This is a genomic window from Mycobacterium sp. E3298 (assembly GCF_001666895.1).
In the GTDB taxonomy this organism is placed as follows: Bacteria; Actinomycetota; Actinomycetes; order Mycobacteriales; family Mycobacteriaceae; genus Mycobacterium.
Map to the genome: position 1 here is coordinate 14,795 of NZ_LZJB01000259.1, position 17,701 is coordinate 32,495.

At 69.7% G+C, this 17,701-nt stretch carries 23 protein-coding genes; 13 read left to right on the forward strand and 10 right to left on the reverse strand.

Translation table 11 applies throughout. From position 1 onward, the window contains the following. Positions 1-22: 22 nt before the first annotated feature. Entirely contained in the window at positions 23-226 is a 204-nt protein-coding gene (locus A9X05_RS32690; protein ID WP_368664926.1) for a hypothetical protein, read from the forward strand. On the opposite strand, the gene A9X05_RS12110 is transcribed toward A9X05_RS32690, so the two are convergent. Genes A9X05_RS12110 through A9X05_RS12120 form a run of 3 tightly spaced genes read right to left on the reverse strand, consistent with a single transcriptional unit; the run spans position 177 to position 3,300 of the window. Further along, positions 177-2,027, reverse strand: coding sequence for a GMC family oxidoreductase (locus A9X05_RS12110; protein WP_067781609.1), 1,851 nt, complete (start codon positions 2,025-2,027; stop codon positions 177-179). The two genes, A9X05_RS32690 and A9X05_RS12110, sit on opposite strands and share 50 nt — an antisense overlap. Then, the gene (locus A9X05_RS12115) at positions 2,024-2,353 is read right to left on the reverse strand and encodes a hypothetical protein (protein ID WP_067757671.1); all 330 of its coding nucleotides are present in this window, start codon (positions 2,351-2,353) and stop codon (positions 2,024-2,026) included. The genes A9X05_RS12110 and A9X05_RS12115 overlap by 4 nt, the downstream gene beginning before the upstream one ends. Beyond that, entirely contained in the window at positions 2,350-3,300 is a 951-nt protein-coding gene (locus A9X05_RS12120; RefSeq protein WP_067757674.1) for a hypothetical protein, read from the reverse strand. Before A9X05_RS12120 ends, A9X05_RS12115 begins: the two co-directional genes overlap by 4 nt. A gap of 42 nt (positions 3,301-3,342) precedes the next feature. On the opposite strand from A9X05_RS12120, the gene A9X05_RS12125 reads away from it, so the two are divergent. Then, positions 3,343-4,077, forward strand: a complete 735-nt coding sequence (locus A9X05_RS12125; RefSeq protein ID WP_067757678.1) for a FadR/GntR family transcriptional regulator — start codon at positions 3,343-3,345, stop codon at positions 4,075-4,077. Here A9X05_RS12125 and A9X05_RS12130 read toward each other — a convergent pair. Then, the gene (locus A9X05_RS12130) at positions 4,058-4,852 is read right to left on the reverse strand and encodes a hypothetical protein (protein WP_067757682.1); all 795 of its coding nucleotides are present in this window, start codon (positions 4,850-4,852) and stop codon (positions 4,058-4,060) included. The genes A9X05_RS12125 and A9X05_RS12130 overlap by 20 nt on opposite strands. 120 nt (positions 4,853-4,972) lie before the next feature. Here A9X05_RS12130 and A9X05_RS12135 point away from each other — a divergent pair, with 120 nt between their 5' ends. From A9X05_RS12135 to A9X05_RS12170, 9 genes are all read left to right on the forward strand, one after another. Then, complete coding sequence (locus A9X05_RS12135) at positions 4,973-5,989, forward strand: Ppx/GppA phosphatase family protein (RefSeq protein ID WP_067306251.1); 1,017 nt, start codon at positions 4,973-4,975, stop codon at positions 5,987-5,989. Continuing rightward, a complete protein-coding gene (locus tag A9X05_RS12140; RefSeq protein WP_067757685.1) occupies positions 5,986-6,930 on the forward strand; it encodes a hypothetical protein in 945 nt (314 codons plus the stop codon). The genes A9X05_RS12135 and A9X05_RS12140 overlap by 4 nt, the downstream gene beginning before the upstream one ends. Positions 6,931-6,954: 24 nt before the next feature. Continuing rightward, positions 6,955-7,797 (forward strand): sugar phosphate isomerase/epimerase, encoded by an 843-nt coding sequence (locus A9X05_RS12145; RefSeq protein WP_067757688.1) that lies wholly within the window; start codon positions 6,955-6,957, stop codon positions 7,795-7,797. Between the two features lie 15 nt (positions 7,798-7,812). Beyond that, positions 7,813-8,655 carry a thioesterase family protein gene (locus tag A9X05_RS12150; protein ID WP_067757691.1) on the forward strand — a complete coding sequence of 281 codons (843 nt, stop codon included), beginning with the start codon at positions 7,813-7,815 and terminating at the stop codon, positions 8,653-8,655. A gap of 27 nt (positions 8,656-8,682) precedes the next feature. Then, a complete protein-coding gene (gene proC / locus A9X05_RS12155) occupies positions 8,683-9,558 on the forward strand; it encodes a pyrroline-5-carboxylate reductase (RefSeq protein ID WP_197499035.1) in 876 nt (291 codons plus the stop codon). A gap of 140 nt (positions 9,559-9,698) precedes the next feature. Next, positions 9,699-9,953: a cell division/environmental response transcriptional regulator gene (locus A9X05_RS12160; protein WP_046185670.1), complete on the forward strand. Its 255-nt coding sequence runs from the start codon at positions 9,699-9,701 to the stop codon at positions 9,951-9,953. 123 nt (positions 9,954-10,076) lie between these two features. Further along, a complete protein-coding gene (locus tag A9X05_RS29645; protein ID WP_003402602.1) occupies positions 10,077-10,178 on the forward strand; it encodes an AURKAIP1/COX24 domain-containing protein in 102 nt (33 codons plus the stop codon). 51 nt (positions 10,179-10,229) lie between these two features. Beyond that, positions 10,230-11,357 (forward strand): SDR family oxidoreductase, encoded by a 1,128-nt coding sequence (locus A9X05_RS12165; protein WP_067757697.1) that lies wholly within the window; start codon positions 10,230-10,232, stop codon positions 11,355-11,357. After that, positions 11,339-12,427 carry a lysophospholipid acyltransferase family protein gene (locus A9X05_RS12170; RefSeq protein WP_197499036.1) on the forward strand — a complete coding sequence of 363 codons (1,089 nt, stop codon included), beginning with the start codon at positions 11,339-11,341 and terminating at the stop codon, positions 12,425-12,427. The genes A9X05_RS12165 and A9X05_RS12170 overlap by 19 nt, the downstream gene beginning before the upstream one ends. A 99-nt stretch (positions 12,428-12,526) precedes the next feature. Here A9X05_RS12170 and A9X05_RS12175 read toward each other — a convergent pair whose 3' ends face one another. The 6 genes from A9X05_RS12175 to A9X05_RS12200 form a co-directional block, all read right to left on the reverse strand. Further along, positions 12,527-13,456, reverse strand: a complete 930-nt coding sequence (locus A9X05_RS12175; protein WP_067757703.1) for a cyclopropane mycolic acid synthase family methyltransferase — start codon at positions 13,454-13,456, stop codon at positions 12,527-12,529. A 10-nt stretch (positions 13,457-13,466) separates the two neighbouring features. Then, positions 13,467-13,997: a MaoC family dehydratase N-terminal domain-containing protein gene (locus A9X05_RS12180; protein WP_067757706.1), complete on the reverse strand. Its 531-nt coding sequence runs from the start codon at positions 13,995-13,997 to the stop codon at positions 13,467-13,469. Between the two features lie 45 nt (positions 13,998-14,042). Next, positions 14,043-14,954, reverse strand: a complete 912-nt coding sequence (locus tag A9X05_RS12185) for an HAD family phosphatase (protein ID WP_067757709.1) — start codon at positions 14,952-14,954, stop codon at positions 14,043-14,045. 144 nt (positions 14,955-15,098) lie between these two features. Continuing rightward, positions 15,099-15,383 carry a hypothetical protein gene (locus tag A9X05_RS32595; RefSeq protein ID WP_067757712.1) on the reverse strand — a complete coding sequence of 95 codons (285 nt, stop codon included), beginning with the start codon at positions 15,381-15,383 and terminating at the stop codon, positions 15,099-15,101. 4 nt (positions 15,384-15,387) lie between these two features. Further along, positions 15,388-15,678, reverse strand: coding sequence for a WXG100 family type VII secretion target (locus tag A9X05_RS12195; RefSeq protein WP_067757715.1), 291 nt, complete (start codon positions 15,676-15,678; stop codon positions 15,388-15,390). Continuing rightward, complete coding sequence (locus tag A9X05_RS12200) at positions 15,671-15,970, reverse strand: WXG100 family type VII secretion target (RefSeq protein WP_067757718.1); 300 nt, start codon at positions 15,968-15,970, stop codon at positions 15,671-15,673. The genes A9X05_RS12195 and A9X05_RS12200 overlap by 8 nt, the downstream gene beginning before the upstream one ends. A 59-nt stretch (positions 15,971-16,029) precedes the next feature. Between A9X05_RS12200 and A9X05_RS12205 the strand changes: the two genes are divergently transcribed. Together A9X05_RS12205 and A9X05_RS12210 are read left to right on the forward strand one after the other, a co-directional pair. Further along, positions 16,030-16,299 (forward strand): glutaredoxin family protein, encoded by a 270-nt coding sequence (locus tag A9X05_RS12205; protein ID WP_067781615.1) that lies wholly within the window; start codon positions 16,030-16,032, stop codon positions 16,297-16,299. Positions 16,300-16,401: 102 nt separating this feature from the next. Then, positions 16,402-17,701: glutamyl-tRNA reductase (locus tag A9X05_RS12210; protein WP_067781612.1), on the forward strand; the 1,300-nt coding region annotated here is incomplete at its 3' end.

Here is a 17,701-nt window from a genome sequence, read left to right on the forward strand (position 1 = left end):
GGTCGGTGCCCCGTCCGCCGGGATGGGTGACGCGGATTCACTCGGTCCGCTGTCGGTGCCCGCGGCCTGGACGACGAACGCCCCGGAGGCGAGGGCGGCTCCGCGTGCTCTACCGGACGCCCGCGTCGACGCCGCCCGGCCCGGGCGTACGTTTCGGCCGGCGTTGATGGCGACGATCACCGGGCACCCATCACCTCGTCGGCCACGCCCAGCGCCAGCGCCATGATCGACACCTGCGGGTTGACCTCCGGGCAGCTCGGCAGGATCGAGGCGTCGGCCACCCACACGCCGTCCACGCCGCGCAACCGCCCCGCCTCGTCGACCGGGCACAACTGATCGTCGGCGCCCGCGGCGGCCGTGCCGGTCGGGTGGAAGGCGGCCAGGTGCAGGCTTCGGGGATCGCTGCGCCGCAACGCATCCCGCAGGGCGGGCAGCGACGTCACCGTCATCGCGCCGGGCAGACCGGTGAGCACCTCGGTCGCGCCGGCGGCGAACAACAGCCGGCCCATCGCCTCGATCGCCACCACGAGCTTGCCGACGTCGGTGGGGGCGATGTTGTAGCGCACCAGCGTCTCACCGCGCACCGTGGACACCGACCCGACACCGCGGTCGGCCACCATGGCGCCGAACGTGGCCACCCGGGGCGCGGCGTCCAGCCAGCCGAGCAGCTCGGCGCCGTAGCCGGGATACACCATCGAGCCCATTCCGGGCGGGGTGGACGTGGCCTCGATCAGCACGCCGTGCGACTCGTGCAGCTCGTGTACCGCGGCGCTTTGCAGCACCCCGTGCCAGGCGACGACGTCGTCCTCGAAGCGCCCCGCGAGCATCGTCGCGGGATGCAGCGCCAGGTTGCGGCCGAGTCGCGGGTGCGAGCCGAAAGCGCTGCGCCGCAACAATCCCGGCGTCTCGGTGGCGCCGGCCGCCACGATGACGGTGTCGGCCAGGACGTCCAGTGCCGTGCCGTCGGGCCGGCGGGCCCGCACGCCGCGGGCGCGCCCGCGCCGGTGCAGCACCCGCTCGACGCGGGCCTCGGAGATGATCCGCGCGCCCGCCGCGCACGCCTGCGGCAGCGCGTTGAGGTGCACGCCGAACTTGGCGTTGCGCGGGCACCCGATCGCGCACTGGCAGCACCCTTCGCAGCCCGGTGCGTTGCGCGGAATGGGCGCCGCCCGCCAGCCCAGCGTGGCGGCGGCGTCCAGCAGCAGCCGGCCGTTGCGGCCCATGATCTCCAGCGGCACCGGGGCGACCTGCAGCGTGCGCTCGACGTCGTCGAGGCGCTCGCCCAGCCGGTCGGGATCGGCCAGGGTGAGCCCGAAGTCGTCGCGCCAGCGCCGCTGCACCGCCGGCGGCGGGCGGTAGCAGGTGCCGGAATTCACCACCGTGGTGCCGCCGACCGCCCGGCCGATGGGCAGCACCACCGACGGGCGCCCCAGGGCGACGGTGGCGCCGGCCCCGCGGTACAGCCCGGCATAGCGATCGATCGGATGGGTGGTCCGGAATTCCCCGACGGTCCAGCGGCGTCCCTCCTCGAGGACGACGACGTCCAGTCCGGCCCGCGCCAGGGAGCGGGCCACCATCGCGCCGCCGGCGCCGGACCCCACGATCACCGCGTCGGCGGTGACGACGGAGCGGCTCTCGGCCGACGAGGCGATGTTCAACGCCGAATCTGGCCGTGCCGTCCCGTGCTGGCTCGCGTGCGAAAGAAGCTCGGGCGCATAGGTTTCCGCGCCGTTGGCCAGCAACGCGATCGCCTTCAATGCCTCGACGGCCGCGCCGGCGTCCGGACTGAGCGCGGCGACCCGGCGCAGCACCTGCTCGCGTCGGTCGGGGCCGAGCCGCGACATCGACCGGCCGGTGGTGACGTAGCTGGCCGCGGCCAGCGTGAGCAGCCCGGCACGCGCCGCCACCCGTGACGTCGTCGGCAGCTGCCGCAGGTAGCGCTCGACGCGCTGCGTCAGCTCGGAGGCCGCCGGGCCGCCGAGTTCCTCGGGCAGCAGCGCGGTGCCGAACGAGCCGACCAGGCTCATATCAGCCGCGCGAGGCGGCGGCCCAGCTTGATGAAGAACGGGTAGGTGGCGAAGATGGCGCCCGCCGCAGCGTGCAGGGGCCACTCCGCCTTGGCGGTGTCCACGCGGAAAATGCCGCTGTTCCACATGAAGTCGCGGCCGTTGCGGGCGCGGAAGGGGCGCCACAGCACCCCGAGGCCGGGCACGTTGTTGTAGAGCCCGAATGACCCGCCGAAGAAGACGCCCAGGGTGGCGGCCTCCGCAACGTCGCGCTGGTCGGCGGGCAGCCGCCGCTCAATGAGCACGCCGGAGGCGAACAGCAGTGGTGGGTCGAGCAGAAAGCTCATGTCGGGATCCTTTCGTTGACATCCGGCGCCGCATCGCCGCGCAGGCCCACCTCGGCGTGCCCGGTGCCCAGCACCGACCATTGCCGGTCGTCGATCTCGATGTGGACGTCGGCTTGTTCGGTGTTCGTGCACACCGCCCTGCCGCCGTCGGGGTCGGTGTATTCCAGGCTCACGCACTTCTCCGCCGGCTGGTCGATCCGGATGAGCACCCGCCGGCCGCCGATGCGTCCCTCCAGCTGCCAGTGCGCCACGCCGAGGGTGGTCCGCATCCGCAGTGACGGCAATGGACCTGCGGGCCAATCCCTTCCGTCGATGCGAAACCGGACGAACGCCAGCGGGGCCAGCCTGCGCAACCCCGGCTTGTGCGAGACGGCGCTGACCGCCTCCACCACATCGCCGTTGCCGAGGTCGGCGTGCACCCATCCCCAGCGCTTGGCGTTGCCGTGCCCGTAGATGTGGGCGACCCCGCCGCGCCACCCCTCGAGGCGCAAGGCGGTGTCGGCCACGGTGAGCGAGCCGGCGAAGTCGGCGGTGGGGGCGAGGACGACCTGGGCGCCCGGCAGCAGCTCGCGGTCCCAGGCCGCGCGGGGAAACGTCCACAGCGGTGCGCCCGTTTCGGCCCAGGACAGGTCCCAGGCGAGCGAGCCGGCGCGCCCGGTCAGCTGTTTGTCGCCCACCCGCGCGCCCGCGGCGTCGAACCACCAGGGGCCGGACGGGGGCTGGGCGGGCGCGGGACCGAACCGCTCGGTGCGGGGCGGGCCGTCGGCGGGGAACCAGGTGGCCCAGCCGTGCGCGTAGGCGTCGCCCCGGAGCGGGGCGACCGTCTCGCAGTGCACCCACAGCCCGGCGCGCGTCGCCGGATCCGAGAGGGTGGCGTACCAGACCTCCAGGCGGCCGGCCTTGCCGCGCCAGCGTGGGGCCGCCGCCAATCGCGTGTCGCCGTCCATTGCTCACCTTCCGTGGATGCGTCCACTATATTGGTTGAGCCAATGAACCAGTCAAGTCCGCTGCGCCCGCCCGACCGCCAGCGCGTCGATGAACAGATCGCCGCGTCGATCACCGACGCGATCCTCGACGGCGCGTTTCCGCCGGGTACGGCCCTGCCGCCCGAGCGGGACCTGGCCGAACAGCTCGGTGTCAACCGCACGTCGCTGCGCCAAGGCCTGGCCCGGCTGCAGGAGATGGGGCTGATCGAGACCCGGCACGGCAGCGGCAACGTGGTCGCCGACCCGCACGGGCTCACCCACCCCGCGGTCGTCGAGGCGTTGGTCCGCAAGCTGGGGCCGGAGTTCCTCGTGGAACTGTTCGAGATCCGGGCCGCCTTGGGGCCGTTGATCGGCCGGTCGGCCGCGCGACGGGGCGCGCCCGAGGATGCCGAGGCGCTGCGCGCCGCGTTGGCGGCGGTCCGCGACGCCGATAGCGTCCAGGCGCGCCAGGCGGCCGACCTCGCCTACTTTCGGACGCTCATCCAGCACAGCCGCAACCGTGCGCTGGTGTTGCTGTATCGCTGGGTCGAGGACGCTTTCGGCGGCCGGGAGCACGAACTGACCGCCGCCTACGACGACGCCGCGCCCGTGGTGGCCGGCCTCAGCGCGATCACCGAGGCCGTGCTGGCGGGCGACGAGGCGGGGGCCGCCGCGGCGGTCGAGGCGTACCTGCACGCCAGCGCGCAGCGAATGCTCTTGTCCTACAACAAGACTGGTGCTACTCGGCGAGCCGAGTAGCCGGATGCACCGCGATGAGCCCCAACTTGCCGCGGCGCTTGCACATCGCCGCCAGCTCCGCGTAGGCCTTGGCGCCGAGCAGCTCGGTGAGCTCGTCGGCCATGCTCTCCCACACCTGCTTGGCGCCGACGTGGGCGCCGGGGTCGCCGGTGCAGTACCAGTGCAGGTCGGCGCCGCCGGAACCCCAACCGCGGCGGTCGTATTCGGTGACCCAGGTCTTGAGTATCTCGGTCCCGTCGGGCCGGGTCACCCACTCCTGGCTGCGCCGGATCGGCAGCTGCCAGCAGACGTCGGGCTTCATGGTCAGCGGCGCGACGCCGAGCTTGAGGGCCTTGCTGTGCAGGGCGCATCCGACGCCGCCGGGGAAGCCGGGCCGGTTCAGGAAGATGCAGGCGTCCTTGTGTTTGCGCGTGCGGTACTGCGGCTGCCCGTCGTGCTCGTCGAGCTCCAGATACCCCTTGCGGCCCAAGCCCTTTTCGCGGAATTGCCAGTCCTCGTCGGTCAGCTGCTGCACGGCGTCGTCGAGCCGGGCGCGGTCGTCGTCGTCGGACAGGAACGCCCCGTGCGAGCAGCAGCCGTCGTCCGGGCGGCCCGCCACCGTGCCGTGGCAGGCGGGCGTGCCGAACACGCAAGTCCACCGCGACAGCAGCCAGGTGAGGTCGGCCGCGATCAGGTGCTCGGGGTTGTCCGGGTCATAGAACTCCACCCACTCACGGGCGAAGTCCAGTTCGACCTCGTGTCCCGGCTCAGGGTAGGAATTCGCCACGGCGTCCACGTTAGTCGACAAAACCGGCTCTTCGGCCCGCTGACACTCGGGGCCCGACGGATCAAGATCGGCAACGTCCCCAGCGGGCCGCAACGCGCGGCCCACCCGTATCCGACTAGGTTGTTTCCCGTGCGATTGGGCGTGCTCGACGTGGGCAGCAACACGGTTCACCTCTTGGTGGTTGATGCGCACCGTGGCGGGCATCCCACGCCCATGAGTTCGACGAAGGCCACGCTGCGATTGGCCGAGTCGATCGACAGCTCGGGCAAGATCACCAAGCGCGGCGCCGAGAAGCTGATCTCCACGATCGACGAGTTCGCCAAGATCGCGGACAGCTCCGGGTGCGCCGAGCTGATGGCGTTCGCCACCTCGGCGCTGCGCGACGCGGTGAACTCCGACGACGTGCTCGCCCGCGTCCGCAAGGAAACCGGCGTCGAGCTGGAGGCGCTCAGCGGGGTCGACGAGTCGCGGCTGACCTTCCTGGCGGTGCGCCGGTGGTACGGCTGGAGCGCGGGGCGGATCATCAACCTCGACATCGGCGGCGGCTCGCTCGAGATGTCCAGCGGCGTCGACGAGGAGCCCGAGGTGGCGCTGTCTTTGCCGCTGGGCGCCGGCCGGCTGACCCGCGAATGGCTACCCGACGACCCGCCCGGGCGGCGCAGGGTCGGGATGCTGCGGGACTGGCTGGACGCCGAGCTCGCCGAGGCCAGCGAGCAGGTGCTCGACGCCGGCGCGCCCGACCTGGCGGTGGCGACGTCGAAGACGTTTCGCTCGCTCGCGCGGCTGACGGGCGCGGCGCCGTCGGCTGCAGGACCGCGGGTGAAGAGGACGCTCACAGCAAACGGCCTCAGGCAACTCATATCTTTCATCTCTAGGATGACGACCGCTGACCGGGCAGAACTGGAAGGGGTGAGCGCCGAGCGCGCGCCACAGATCGTGGCGGGTGCGCTGGTGGCGGAGGCGAGTATGCGAGCGCTGTCGATCGAATCGGTGGATATCTGCCCGTGGGCGTTACGGGAAGGTCTCATCTTGCGCAAACTCGACAGCGAAGCCGACGGAACGCCCCTCATGAAGCGATCCGTGCGCGATGCTGGAGGCCAGGCAGGTGATCGGGACGGCAACCGATCGAGAGGCGACAAAGCATGACCGGACCACACTCCGAGACCGAGAGCCCCGGCACTCGGCCGATCTCGGTGGCCGAACTTCTGGCCAGGAACGGAACCATCGGCGCCCCCGCGGTCACGCGGCGCAGGCGCAGGCGGCGCGGCGATAGCGACGCGGTCACCGTCGCCGAGCTGACCGGTGAGATCCCGATCATCCGTGACGACGACGAGGACCCGCGCACGGCCGAACGGCCGGCCGCCGAGGAAACCGAGGCCGAGCAGCAAACCGAAGACAAGCCCGCGGCCGCGTACTGGTCGCAGCCCGAGCCGCGTTGGCCCAAGTCGCCGTCTCAGCCCAAGAAGGCCTCCGGCCCCGAGCGCAGCGCGTACCCGCGCCCGCTGAGCCACGGCGAGGCGGGGGAGACCAACGGCATCGGGCAATCGGGCGCCGAGGACATGAATCCCGATCCGCTGGACCACTACACCGATCTGCCGGTGGACGTGATGGATTCGGAGGTCCGCGACGCCGAGCCCGCGCTGGAGGATTCCGCCTATGTGCGCTCCTACCTGCAGACCGAGGCCGACGAGGACGAAGAGGACGCGGAGGACCCGTTCGCCGCCGGCTTGTTGCCGCACGAGGAGCGCGACGAGGACCACCCCGACGGCGCGACCGAGGGGGTGGCCACGGCGACCGACGCCCACGCGGGCCCGGGCAGGTTCGAGGCGTTGTGGCGCGGCAGCCTGGTCGTCTTCCAGTCGATCCTGGCCGTGGCCTTCGGCGCCGGCCTGTTCGTCGCCTTCGACGAGCTGTGGCGCTGGAACAGCATCGTGGCGCTGGTGCTCTCGGTGCTGGTGATCCTCGGCCTGGTCGTCGGCGTCCGGGTGGTGCGCAAGACCGAGGACATCGCGAGCACATTGATCGCGGTCGCGGTGGGGGCGCTGATCACCCTGGGCCCGTTGGCGCTGTCGTTGCAGTCGGGCTAGGCGGACCGGGGACCACACAGACCGTTGCGCCCAGCTATCAAAGTCGGACTCTCAACGGCTTCGGTGTACCCATTGCGGGCCGAGGCCGCGTTCGAGTACGCCGCGCGGCTCGGGTACGACGGCGTCGAGCTGATGGTGTGGGCCGAGTCGGTCAGCCAGGACATCGACGCCATCGAAAAGCTGTCCCGGCGCTATCGCGTCCCGGTGCTGTCCGTGCACGCGCCCTGCCTGCTGATCTCGCAGCGGGTGTGGGGCGCCAACCCGATCCCCAAGCTGGACCGCAGCGTGCGGGCCGCCGAACAACTCGGCGCGCAGACCGTCGTCGTGCATCCGCCGTTTCGCTGGCAGCGGCGCTACGCCGAGGGGTTCAGCGACCAGGTCGCCGAGCTGGAAGCCTCGAGTGACGTGCTGATCGCGGTGGAGAACATGTTCCCGTTCCGGGCGGACCGGTTCTTCGGCTCGGGCCAATCGCTGGAGCGGATGCGCAGGCGGGGCGGCGGCCCCGGCCCGGCGATCTCGGCGTTCGCACCCTCCTACGACCCGCTGGACGGCAACCACGCCCACTACACGCTGGACTTGTCCCACACCGCGACCGCGGGCAGCGACTCGCTGGACATGGCACAGCGGATGGGCGGCGGATTGGTGCACCTGCACCTGTGCGACGGCAGCGGCCTGCCCGCCGACGAGCACCTGGTGCCCGGGCGCGGCACCCAGCCCACCGCCGAGGTGTGCCAGATGCTGGCCGGCAGCCACTTCGCCGGCCACGTCATCCTGGAAGTTTCCACGTCCAGCGCGCGTTCAGCCAATGAGCGCGAGAGCATGCTCGCCGAATCGCTGCAGTTCGCCCGCACGCACCTGCTGCGCTGACAGACCCAGGAGACCATGAACGCGTTATTCACCACCGCGATGGCATTGCGGGAGGTCGGCCCCGGCGTCTTCGAGGGCGAGCTCGACAAGCACTGGACCATCGGTCCCAAGGTGCACGGCGGCGCCATGCTGGCGCTCTGCGCCAATGCCGCCCGCACCGCCTGCGGTGGGCCGTCGAGCGAGTTCGAACCGGTTCAGCAGCCGGTCGCGGTGTCGGCGAGCTTCCTGTGGGCCCCGGATCCGGGGCCGATGCACCTGGTGACGTCGATCCGCAAGCGCGGCCGCCGCATCAGCGTCGTCGACGTCGAGCTCACCCAGGGTGATCGGACCGCCGTGCACGCCGTAGTCAACCTCGGCGAGCCCGAACACTTTCCGCCCGACGGTGACGCCAAGCCCCTGCTGTCGGCCAACCCGGTGGTGGACCTGATGGCGCCCGAGCCGCCCGACGACATCGCCCCGATCGGGCCGGGCCACCCGCTGGCCGGCCTGGTGCACCTCGGCGAGGGCTGCGACGTCCGACCGGTGCTGTCGACGCTGGGTCCGACGGCCGACGGGGGCCCGCCGGTGATCCAGATGTGGGCGCGCCCCCGCGACGTCGCCCCGGACGCCCTGTTCGCGCTGATGTGCGGGGATCTGTCGGCGCCGGTGACCTTCGCCGTGGAACGCACCGGCTGGGCGCCCACCGTCCAACTGACCGCCTTCCTGCGCGGGCTGCCCGCCGACGGGTGGCTGCGAATCATCGCGACCTGCACGGAGATCGGGCACGACTGGTTCGACGAGGACCACACCGTCGTCGACAGCCTGGGCCGCCTCGTGGTGCAAGCCCGTCAACTGGCGCTGGTCCCTGCCGCTGGTTAGACGCCGGTGTCTGCGATGCTGTCGGGCATGGCAAGAATCGCGATCATCGGTGGCGGCAGCATCGGGGAGGCACTGCTGTCGGGTCTGCTGCGCGCGGGCCGGCAGGTCAAAGACCTGGTGGTGGCCGAACGCGTGCCCGAGCGCGCCCAGTACCTGGCCGACACCTATTCGGTGTTGATCACCTCGGTGGCCGACGCGGCGGAGAACGCGTCCTTCGTGGTGGTCGCGGTGAAGCCCACCGACGTGGAGCCGGTGCTGGCGGAGCTGTCCCGGGCCGCGGCGGCGTCCGAGAGCGACACCGCCGAGCAGGTGTTCGTCACCGTCGCGGCGGGCATCGGCATCTCGTATTTCGAATCGAAGCTGCCCGCCGGGACACCGGTGGTCCGGGCGATGCCCAACGCGGCGGCGCTCGTCGGCGCGGGGGTGACCGCGCTGGCCACGGGCCGGTTCGTCACCGCCCCGCAACTCGAGGGGGTATCGGCCCTGTTCGACTCCGTCGGTGGCGTGCTGACCGTGCCCGAGGCCCAGATGGACGCCGTGACCGCGCTGTCGGGGTCAGGCCCGGCCTACTTCTTCTTGATGGTCGAGGCGCTGATCGACGCTGGGGTGGCCGCCGGGCTGAGCCGGGAGGTGGCCACCGACCTGACGGCGCAGACGATGGCCGGATCCGCGGCCATGCTGCTGGAACGGATGGACGCCGACGGGCGGCCGGGGGAGGGCGAGACCCCGGGGCTGCGCGTGGACGCCACGGCGACGCAGCTGCGGGCGACCATCACCTCACCCGGCGGCACGACCGCCGCGGGGCTGCGGGAACTGGAACGGGGCGGCCTGCGGACGGCCGTCGACGCGGCCGTTCAGGCCGCCAAAACGCGCTCTGAGCAGCTAAGAATTACATCGGAGTAATCCAAGAAATTTGAACTGATTGTCCCCCACCAGTACCAGTAACCCCATTAGTCCCGCTATTCTCCTCTTTGTATGCACGTGTGGGTGCCAGCGGAGGGGAAGCCGCTGGCATTGCGGGTGCCTGACACGATTGGGTTGCGATGACGTCTACGAACGGGCCATCGGCGCGCGATTCTGCTGGTAAGCGGGACACCGGTTCCGGCGAGGGCCAGCAGGGCAGGACACAATTCTTGACCGTCGCCGAAGTGGCCGCGTTGATGCGGGTCTCCAAGATGACGGTGTACCGGCTGGTGCACAACGGCGAGCTGCCCGCGGTCCGGGTCGGGCGGTCTTTCCGGGTGCACGCCAAGGCGGTGCACGACATGCTGGAGACGTCTTACTTCGACGCGGGCTGACCCGAAACCGCACTTCGCTCTTCGCTCGGTGGTCGCCGACGCCGTTTGGTGTTCGGTGCGTCCCGCCGGGTAAAGTGTCCGGGTCAATCCTGCAAACAGGTCACGGGTCAGATAGCGGAGTTCATGGGTTCAGTAATCAAGAAGCGGCGCAAGCGCATGTCGAAGAAGAAGCACCGCAAGTTGTTGCGCCGCACTCGGGTGCAGCGCAGAAAACTCGGCAAGTAGGCCCGCCCGCGGCATCCGCTGCGGTCTCTGCCGAGTCGATAGGCTGTTTGGGTGGATCAGTCGAGTGGGGATGGCGCCGGAACCGGCGACACCGCGAGCAACACGGTGCACTACCCCAAGGTGGTGCTGGTCACCGGTGCGTGCCGGTTCCTGGGCGGCTACCTGACGGCCCGGCTCGCGCAGAACCCGATGATCAACGCGGTCATCGCCGTGGACGCGATCGCGCCCAGCAAGGACATGCTCCGCCGGATGGGGCGCGCGGAGTTCGTCCGCGCCGACATCCGTAACCCGTTCATCGCCAAAGTGATTCGCAACGGCGAGGTGGACACCGTGGTGCACGCGGCCGCGGCGTCGTACGCCCCGCGGTCCGGGGGCACCGCGGCGTTGAAGGAAATCAACGTGATGGGTGCGATGCAGCTGTTCGCCGCCTGTCAGAAGGCGCCCTCGGTGCGGCGCGTGGTGCTCAAGTCGACGTCTGAGGTGTATGGGTCCAGCGCGCACGATCCGGTGATGTTCACCGAGGACAGCACGAGCCGCCGGCCCTTGCGCGGCGGTTTCGCGAAGGACAGCCTGGACATCGAGGCCTATGCCCGCGGACTGGGGCGTCGCCGGCCCGATATCGCGGTGACGATCCTGCGGCTGGCCAACATGATCGGACCCGCGATGGACACCACGCTGTCGCGGTACCTGGCCGGGCCGTTGGTGCCGACGATGTTCGGCCGCGACGCGCGGCTGCAGTTGCTCCACGAGCAGGATGCGCTGGGCGCGCTGGATCGCGCGGCGATGGCCGGCAAGGCCGGCACGTTCAACATCGGCGCCGACGGCATCATCATGCTGTCGCAAGCGATCCGCCGGGCCGGCCGGATTCCGTTGCCAGTGCCCGGTTTTGGCGTGTGGGCGCTCGATTCGTTGAGACGGGCTAACCGTTACAACGAGATCAGCCGCGATCAGTTCGCCTACCTGAGTTACGGCCGCGTCATGGACACCACCCGGATGCGGACGGAGCTGGGCTATCAGCCGAAATGGACGACCGCCGAGGCCTTCGACGACTACGTTCGCGGCCGCGGCATGACTCCCATTATCGATCCGCATCGGGTACGCTCCTTGGAAGGTCGCGCCATATCCCTAGCTCAGCGCTGGGGCAGCCGAAATCCAATTCCGTGGGGTGGGGTCAGGTAGGAATCGTGGCGGGTGAAAGCAGAGCGAATGTTATTCCGCTGCATACGAATCGGGGTCGGGTAGCAGCACGCCGGAGAGCCGATCAGCGCGCGGAGTCCGCCCGCCAGCATCCCTCCTTGCTCTCGGATCCGAATGGTCGGGCGTCGGCCGAGCAGATCGCCGCCGTCGTTCGCGAGATCGATGAGCATCGGCGTGCGGCCGGCGCCGGCTCGTCGGAGGTGCCGCTCAACGACCTCGCCCAGCGCGTGGCCGCAGTGGCCGGGTTCATGCGCCAGCGGCTCACCGGCGACTACACCGTCGACGAGTTCGGTTTCGATCCGCACTTCAACAGCGCGATCGTGCGGCCGTTGCTGAGGTTCTTCTTCCGGTCGTGGTTCCGGGTGGAGGTCAGCGGTGTCGAAAACCTGCCCAGCGAGGGCGCCGCACTGGTGGTGGCCAATCACGCCGGGGTCTTGCCGTTCGACGGGTTGATGCTGTCGGTCGCCGTCCACGACGAGCACCCCGCGCAGCGCGACCTGCGGCTGCTCGCCGCCGACATGGTGTTCGACCTGCCCGTCGTGGGTGAAGCCGCCCGCAAGGCCGGCCACACCATGGCCTGCACCACGGACGCGCACCGGCTGCTCGCCGCCGGCGAACTCACCGCCGTGTTCCCCGAGGGCTACAAGGGGTTGGGTAAGCGCTTCGAGGACCGTTACCGGTTGCAGCGGTTCGGCCGCGGCGGATTCGTCACCGCGGCGCTGCGCACCAAGGCGCCGATCATCCCGTGCTCGATCATCGGCTCGGAAGAGATCTACCCGATGCTGACCGACGTGAAGCTGCTGGCGCGGCTCTTCGGGCTGCCCTACTTCCCGATCACGCCGCTGTTTCCGCTGGCCGGGCCGGCGGGCCTGGTGCCGCTGCCGTCGAAGTGGCGCATCGCGTTCGGCGAGCCGATCTACACCAACGACTACGCCGCGTCCGACGCCGAGGACCCGATGGTCACCTTCGAGTTGACCGATCAGGTGCGCGAGACCATCCAGCAGACGCTGTACCGGTTGCTCGCCGGCCGTCGCAACATCTTCTTCGGCTGACGCTTTTCGTTTACCGGCCCCGCCCGGTTCGCTATCCGGCTTGGTGCCGACGCGAAAACGCCCCGGAGCCAATGGCTTCCGGGGCGTTTTTCGGGCGAATTACTTGACCATCGTGAACTGGCAGACGTTGGTGTAGCCGTCGCGGAACAGGTCGGAGCAGCCGCGCAAGTACTTCAGGTAGATGTCGTAGGTCTCCTGCCCCTTCAGCGCGATCGCCTCTTCCTTGTGCGCCTCGAGCGCGTCGCCCCAGGCGGTCAGCGTCGGGACGTAGTTCTTGCCGATGAAGTGGTGGCGCTCGATCTTGAAACCGGCGTCGGTCGCGTACTTGTCGACCAGGTCGACCTGAGGCAGCTTCCCGCCCGGGTAGATCTCCTTGAGGATGAAGCTGATGAACCGCAGCAGGGTCATGTTCACCTGCAAGCCCATCTTCTTGCCCTCTTCGGCGGACGGCACCACGATCGAGTGCAGCAGCATGCGGCCGTCGTCGGGCAGCAGGTCGTAGTACTTCTTGAAGAAGGTGGCGTACCGCTCGTACCCGGCGTCACCGGCGCCGTCGGCGAAGTGCTCGAACGCACCCAGTGACACGATGCGGTCGATCGGTACGTCGCCGGGGAATTCCTCCCAGCCCTGGATCCGCACCTCTTTGCGGCGGGGGCTGTCCATCTTGTCGAACTCGGCCACGCAGTGGGCGTACTGGTTTTCGCTGAGCGTCAGGCCGATGACGTTGACGTCGTACTCGGCCACCGCGTGCCGCATCGTCGAACCCCACCCGGAGCCGATGTCGAGCAGTGTCATGCCTGGCTCGAGGTTGAGCTTGTCCAGCGCGAGCTTGCGCTTGGCGTACTGCGCCTCTTCCAGCGTCTTGGTCAGGTTCTGGGGGTCCGGATTCTCGTCGAAATAGCCGCAGCTGTAGGTCATCGACGGGTCGAGCCAGAGCTTGAAGAACTCGTTCGATTTGTCGTAGTGCGACCGGACCTTCTCGACCGGCGGCTTCAGTTGCGTGCTACCGCTTTCCCCCTGTGACGTCATTGATTCGAACCTACTTTCCCGCTGATATGGACTTTCCCGCTGATATGGACGCGACTGCCGCGACGGTTGCTTCGTGGTCGGCATCGTTGTTTGCGGCTTCCCCCAGCATCGTGACTGTACTGGTGATGACCGGTTTGCCCTCGGCGTCCGTGACCTCGCTACGGATCTCGGTGATCACGGCGCCATGGGACTCAATGACCGAGTCTAGATAGGTGTCGAAGTAAAGCCTATCCCCTGCGACGATCGGCCGGTGGAACTTGAATTTCTGGTCGCGGTGCATGACCCGCGCGATGTTGATCGGAATGCTGAACTTGGTGAAGATCTCCAGCTGCACGCGCCGGCCCGCGATGGCGAGGAACGTGGGCGGTGCTACCAGCGCGTCGTATCCGGCCGCGGCGGCGTCGGCCTCGTTGAAGTGCGTCGGATGGTCGTTGTTGATGGCGAGGGCGAACTCCCGGATCTTCTCGCGGCCGACGAGGAAGTAATCCGGCGCCCGGTAATGGCTGCCGATGAGCCCTTCGGCTCCCTTGGGGATTGTCATAGCGCTGTCGCTCTCCGCTCGAATAGGTCTCAGCGGCGCAGCCTATCAGCGCGATTGCCGCCGGGAAGCCACCGCGGCCAGTGCACCACCGGCCGCACCGAGCGCCAACGCCGACGGGACCCCGATCCGGGCGGCCTTGCGGGCGGTGCGAAAGTCCCGGATCTCCCAACCGCGTTCGCGGGCCAGTGTGCGCAGGCGTGCGTCCGGGTTGATCGCGACGGCGGTGCCCACCAACGAGAGCATGGGCACGTCGTTGAAGCTGTCGGAGTAGGCCGTGCAGCGTTTGAGGTTCAGGCCCTCCCGGATCGCCAGCGACCGCACGGCGTGCGCCTTTCCGGTCCCGTGCAGGATGTCGCCGACGAGCCGGCCGGTGAACACCCCGTCGACGGACTCCGCGACGGTTCCCAGGGCGCCGGTCAGGCCGAGCCGCCGCGCGATGGTCGCCGCGAGTTCGTAAGGGGTGGCGGTGATCAGCCACACCTGCTGGCCCGCGTCGAGGTGCATCTGCGTCAGCTCGCGAGTGCCCGGCCAGATCTTGTCCGCGATGATCTCGTCGTAGATCTCCTCGCCCAGCGTCACCAGCTGTTCGACCGAGCGGCCCTCGATGAAGGCGAGCGCTTTGCGACGGCCGGCGGCGACGTCGTTGCTGTTCTCCTTGCCGAGGACCTGGAATTTGGCCTGGGCATAGATGAAACCGAGCACATCGCGATAGGTGAAGTAGTTGCGCGCGGCCAGCCCGCGGCCGAAGTGCACCGCCGAGGAGCCCTGCACCAGGGTGTTGTCGACGTCGAAGAAGGCGGCCGCGGTCAGGTCGATCGGCGGCTGGGGCCGGTCCTCGTCGGTGGCGGCCTTTTCGGCTTGCAGGTCCTCCAGCGCACGGGCCGCGCTGGCGTCGGCGGCCAGCGACTCCAGGTCAGCGCGACTGACGTCTCCGTCGACGGGGTCAGAGGAAGTCATCGCCAAACCTCCTAGATCGCTGTGTTGCCTGGCGACCCAGTGGGTCCCGGTATCCAACCCTATCCGGCGGTTGTGCCGCGGGGCTTCGGCTATGCCGCGCTGTCGAGTGTGAAGCTAGCCGCACACTCGGCGCCGAGCGTGAAGCTAGCTGCACACTCGACAATGTCCGCTCGCATCTGTGGTGTAGGCGGAGTCGACTTCCTGAGAGCTTTGCTCGCGTTGATCGTCGAGTGTTGGCGTGGCCTCCGCCAACAGCATTGCCATGGTGCCGCCGCCCGCGGCGGTCTCGGTGGCCATGAAGCTCGTGCCCGCGCTGCAGGCCAGCGCCGCCGTCAACGCCGAAATCACCGATCCCATGGACTCGCCGGTGGCCAGCACCGTGGCACCGGCGCGGTCTAGCGCAGTCGCGTCACACGCCAGCGGCGCCATCTGGTCACGACCACATACCGAGGTTCGTCGACATCGCCCCGGTGTAGTTGCCGTGCGCGGTCGCGGCCACCTTCTTCAACTGCGCCAGCGCCTCGCGCATCATCGCCTCGCCGCGCACCCAGTGCTGATGCGCCTCGGCGTGCGCGGCCGCGGCCTCACCCGTCCACGTGGTGTGCAAACGCGTTACGCGGGAATCGATTTCGGTGATCATGTCCTCGGCGTAGCGCTGAAAGTCGGCCATCCGCTGCACCGAGTCGGCCAACGCCTGCGGATCCACCCGAAACGCCTCAGCCACCGCGCACCGCTCGCTCCGCCGCGGCGGACCCGGCCTCGTTGGCCTGATAGCCCTCGCCGGCCTCACCCACGAGGCGCGCCAACATCGACAGCCCCAGCTGAACCTCGCGAGCGCCCCGATGCCAGAGTTCCCACGCGGAGGAATACGCCGTCCCGGACGCGCCTTGCCAGCGGCCCAGCATCTGCCCCACCTGATCGTCCAGCTGAGCGAGGCGGCTCGAAAGGTTCTCTGCCGCGCCGGCGGTGGAAACGGCGTGACTCTGCATCACCGCCGGGTCAACTCGCAGGGCCATGACCGGAAAGTAACGCCGGCCAGATGTCCCCACAAGTCACCGGTGCCAGACTGATGGCCATGACCGACGCCCCCCGACGGCCGCAGGTGGAACTGCTGACTCGCGACGGCTGCACCCTCTGCGTGCGGGTGCACGACCGGCTCGAGGAACTGGCGTCCGAGCTGGGCTTCGACCTGTCGACGACCGACGTCGACGCCGGCCCGGCCGCCGGCAACCCGGCGCTGCGGGCCGAATTCGGTGACCGGCTGCCCGTGATCCTGCTCGACGGCCGCGAGCACAGCTACTGGGACCTCGACGAGCCGCGGCTGCGCGCGGATCTGGGGAGATGAGGACCACCGGGCAATTATTTGGTAGCCCACCTGATAAACGATTACCTTGGAAACCAGTTCAGTTACTGGAGGAAGCAAGGGAGCTGGCCAGGTGATGCTGCCGTGAGCGTCTTGCTCTTCGGGGTTTCGCACCGCAGTGCGCCGGTCTCCGTCCTGGAACAACTCAGCATCGACGAATCCGATCAGGGCAAGATCGTCGACCGAGTGTTGCAGTCGCCGCTGGTGACCGAGGCGATGGTGCTGTCGACATGCAACCGGGTCGAGGTCTATGCAGTGGTGGACGCGTTCCACGGCGGGTTGGCGGCCATTGGGCAGGTGCTGTCGGATCACTCCGGAATGTCGATGGGGGACCTGACCAAATACGCGTACGTCCGGTACAGCGAGGCCGCCGTCGAGCACTTGTTCGCGGTGGCCAGCGGGCTGGACTCCGCCGTGGTGGGTGAGCAGCAGGTGCTCGGCCAGGTGCGCCGCGCGTATGCCACCGCGGAAGGCAATCGGACCGTCGGGCGGGTGCTGCACGAGCTGGCCCAACGGGCGCTGTCGGTGGGCAAGCGGGTGCATTCCGAGACCGCGATCGACGCGGCCGGCGCCTCGGTGGTGTCGGTCGCCCTCGACATGGCCGAGCGCCGGCTGGGCGGCCTGGAGGGCAAGACCGCCGCGCTGGTCGGCGCCGGCGCGATGGGCGCCCTGGCCGCGGCCCACCTGACCCGCTCCGGTGTCCGGCGGGTGCTCGTCCTGAATCGGTCGTTGTCCCGGGGGCAGCGGCTGGCCCGCAAGATCCGCGAATCCGGTGTGCAGGCCGACGCGATGGCCCTCGACCGGCTGGCCGACGCGGTCGCCGACGCCGACGTCGTGGTCAGCTGCACCGGCGCGGTGAGCCCGGTGATCACGCTGGCCGACGTGCACCACGCGCTGGCCGCCGCCCGCCGCGACGAGTCGACGCGTCCGCTGGTGATCTGCGACCTGGGCATGCCGCGCGACGTGGATCCGGCGGTCGCCGGCCTGCCCGGTGTGTGGGTCGTCGACGTGGACCGCGTGCAGCACGAGCCGTCGGCGCACGCCGCCGCGTCCGACGTGCACGCCGCGCGCCACATCGTGGCCGCCGAAGTGGCCGCCTACCTGGCCGGCCAGCGGATGGCCGAGGTCACCCCGACGGTGACCGCGCTGCGCCAGCGCGCCGCCGACGTGGTGGAGGCGGAGCTGCTGCGCCTGGACAACCGGCTGCCCGGCCTTCAGAGCGCCCACCGCGAGGAGGTGGCGCGCACCGTGCGGCGGGTGGTGGACAAGCTGCTGCACGCGCCGACCGTGCGGATCAAACAACTCGCCAGCGCCCCCGGCGGCGATAGCTACGCCGAAGCGCTGCGCGAACTCTTCGAACTCGACCAGACCGCCGTCGACGCCG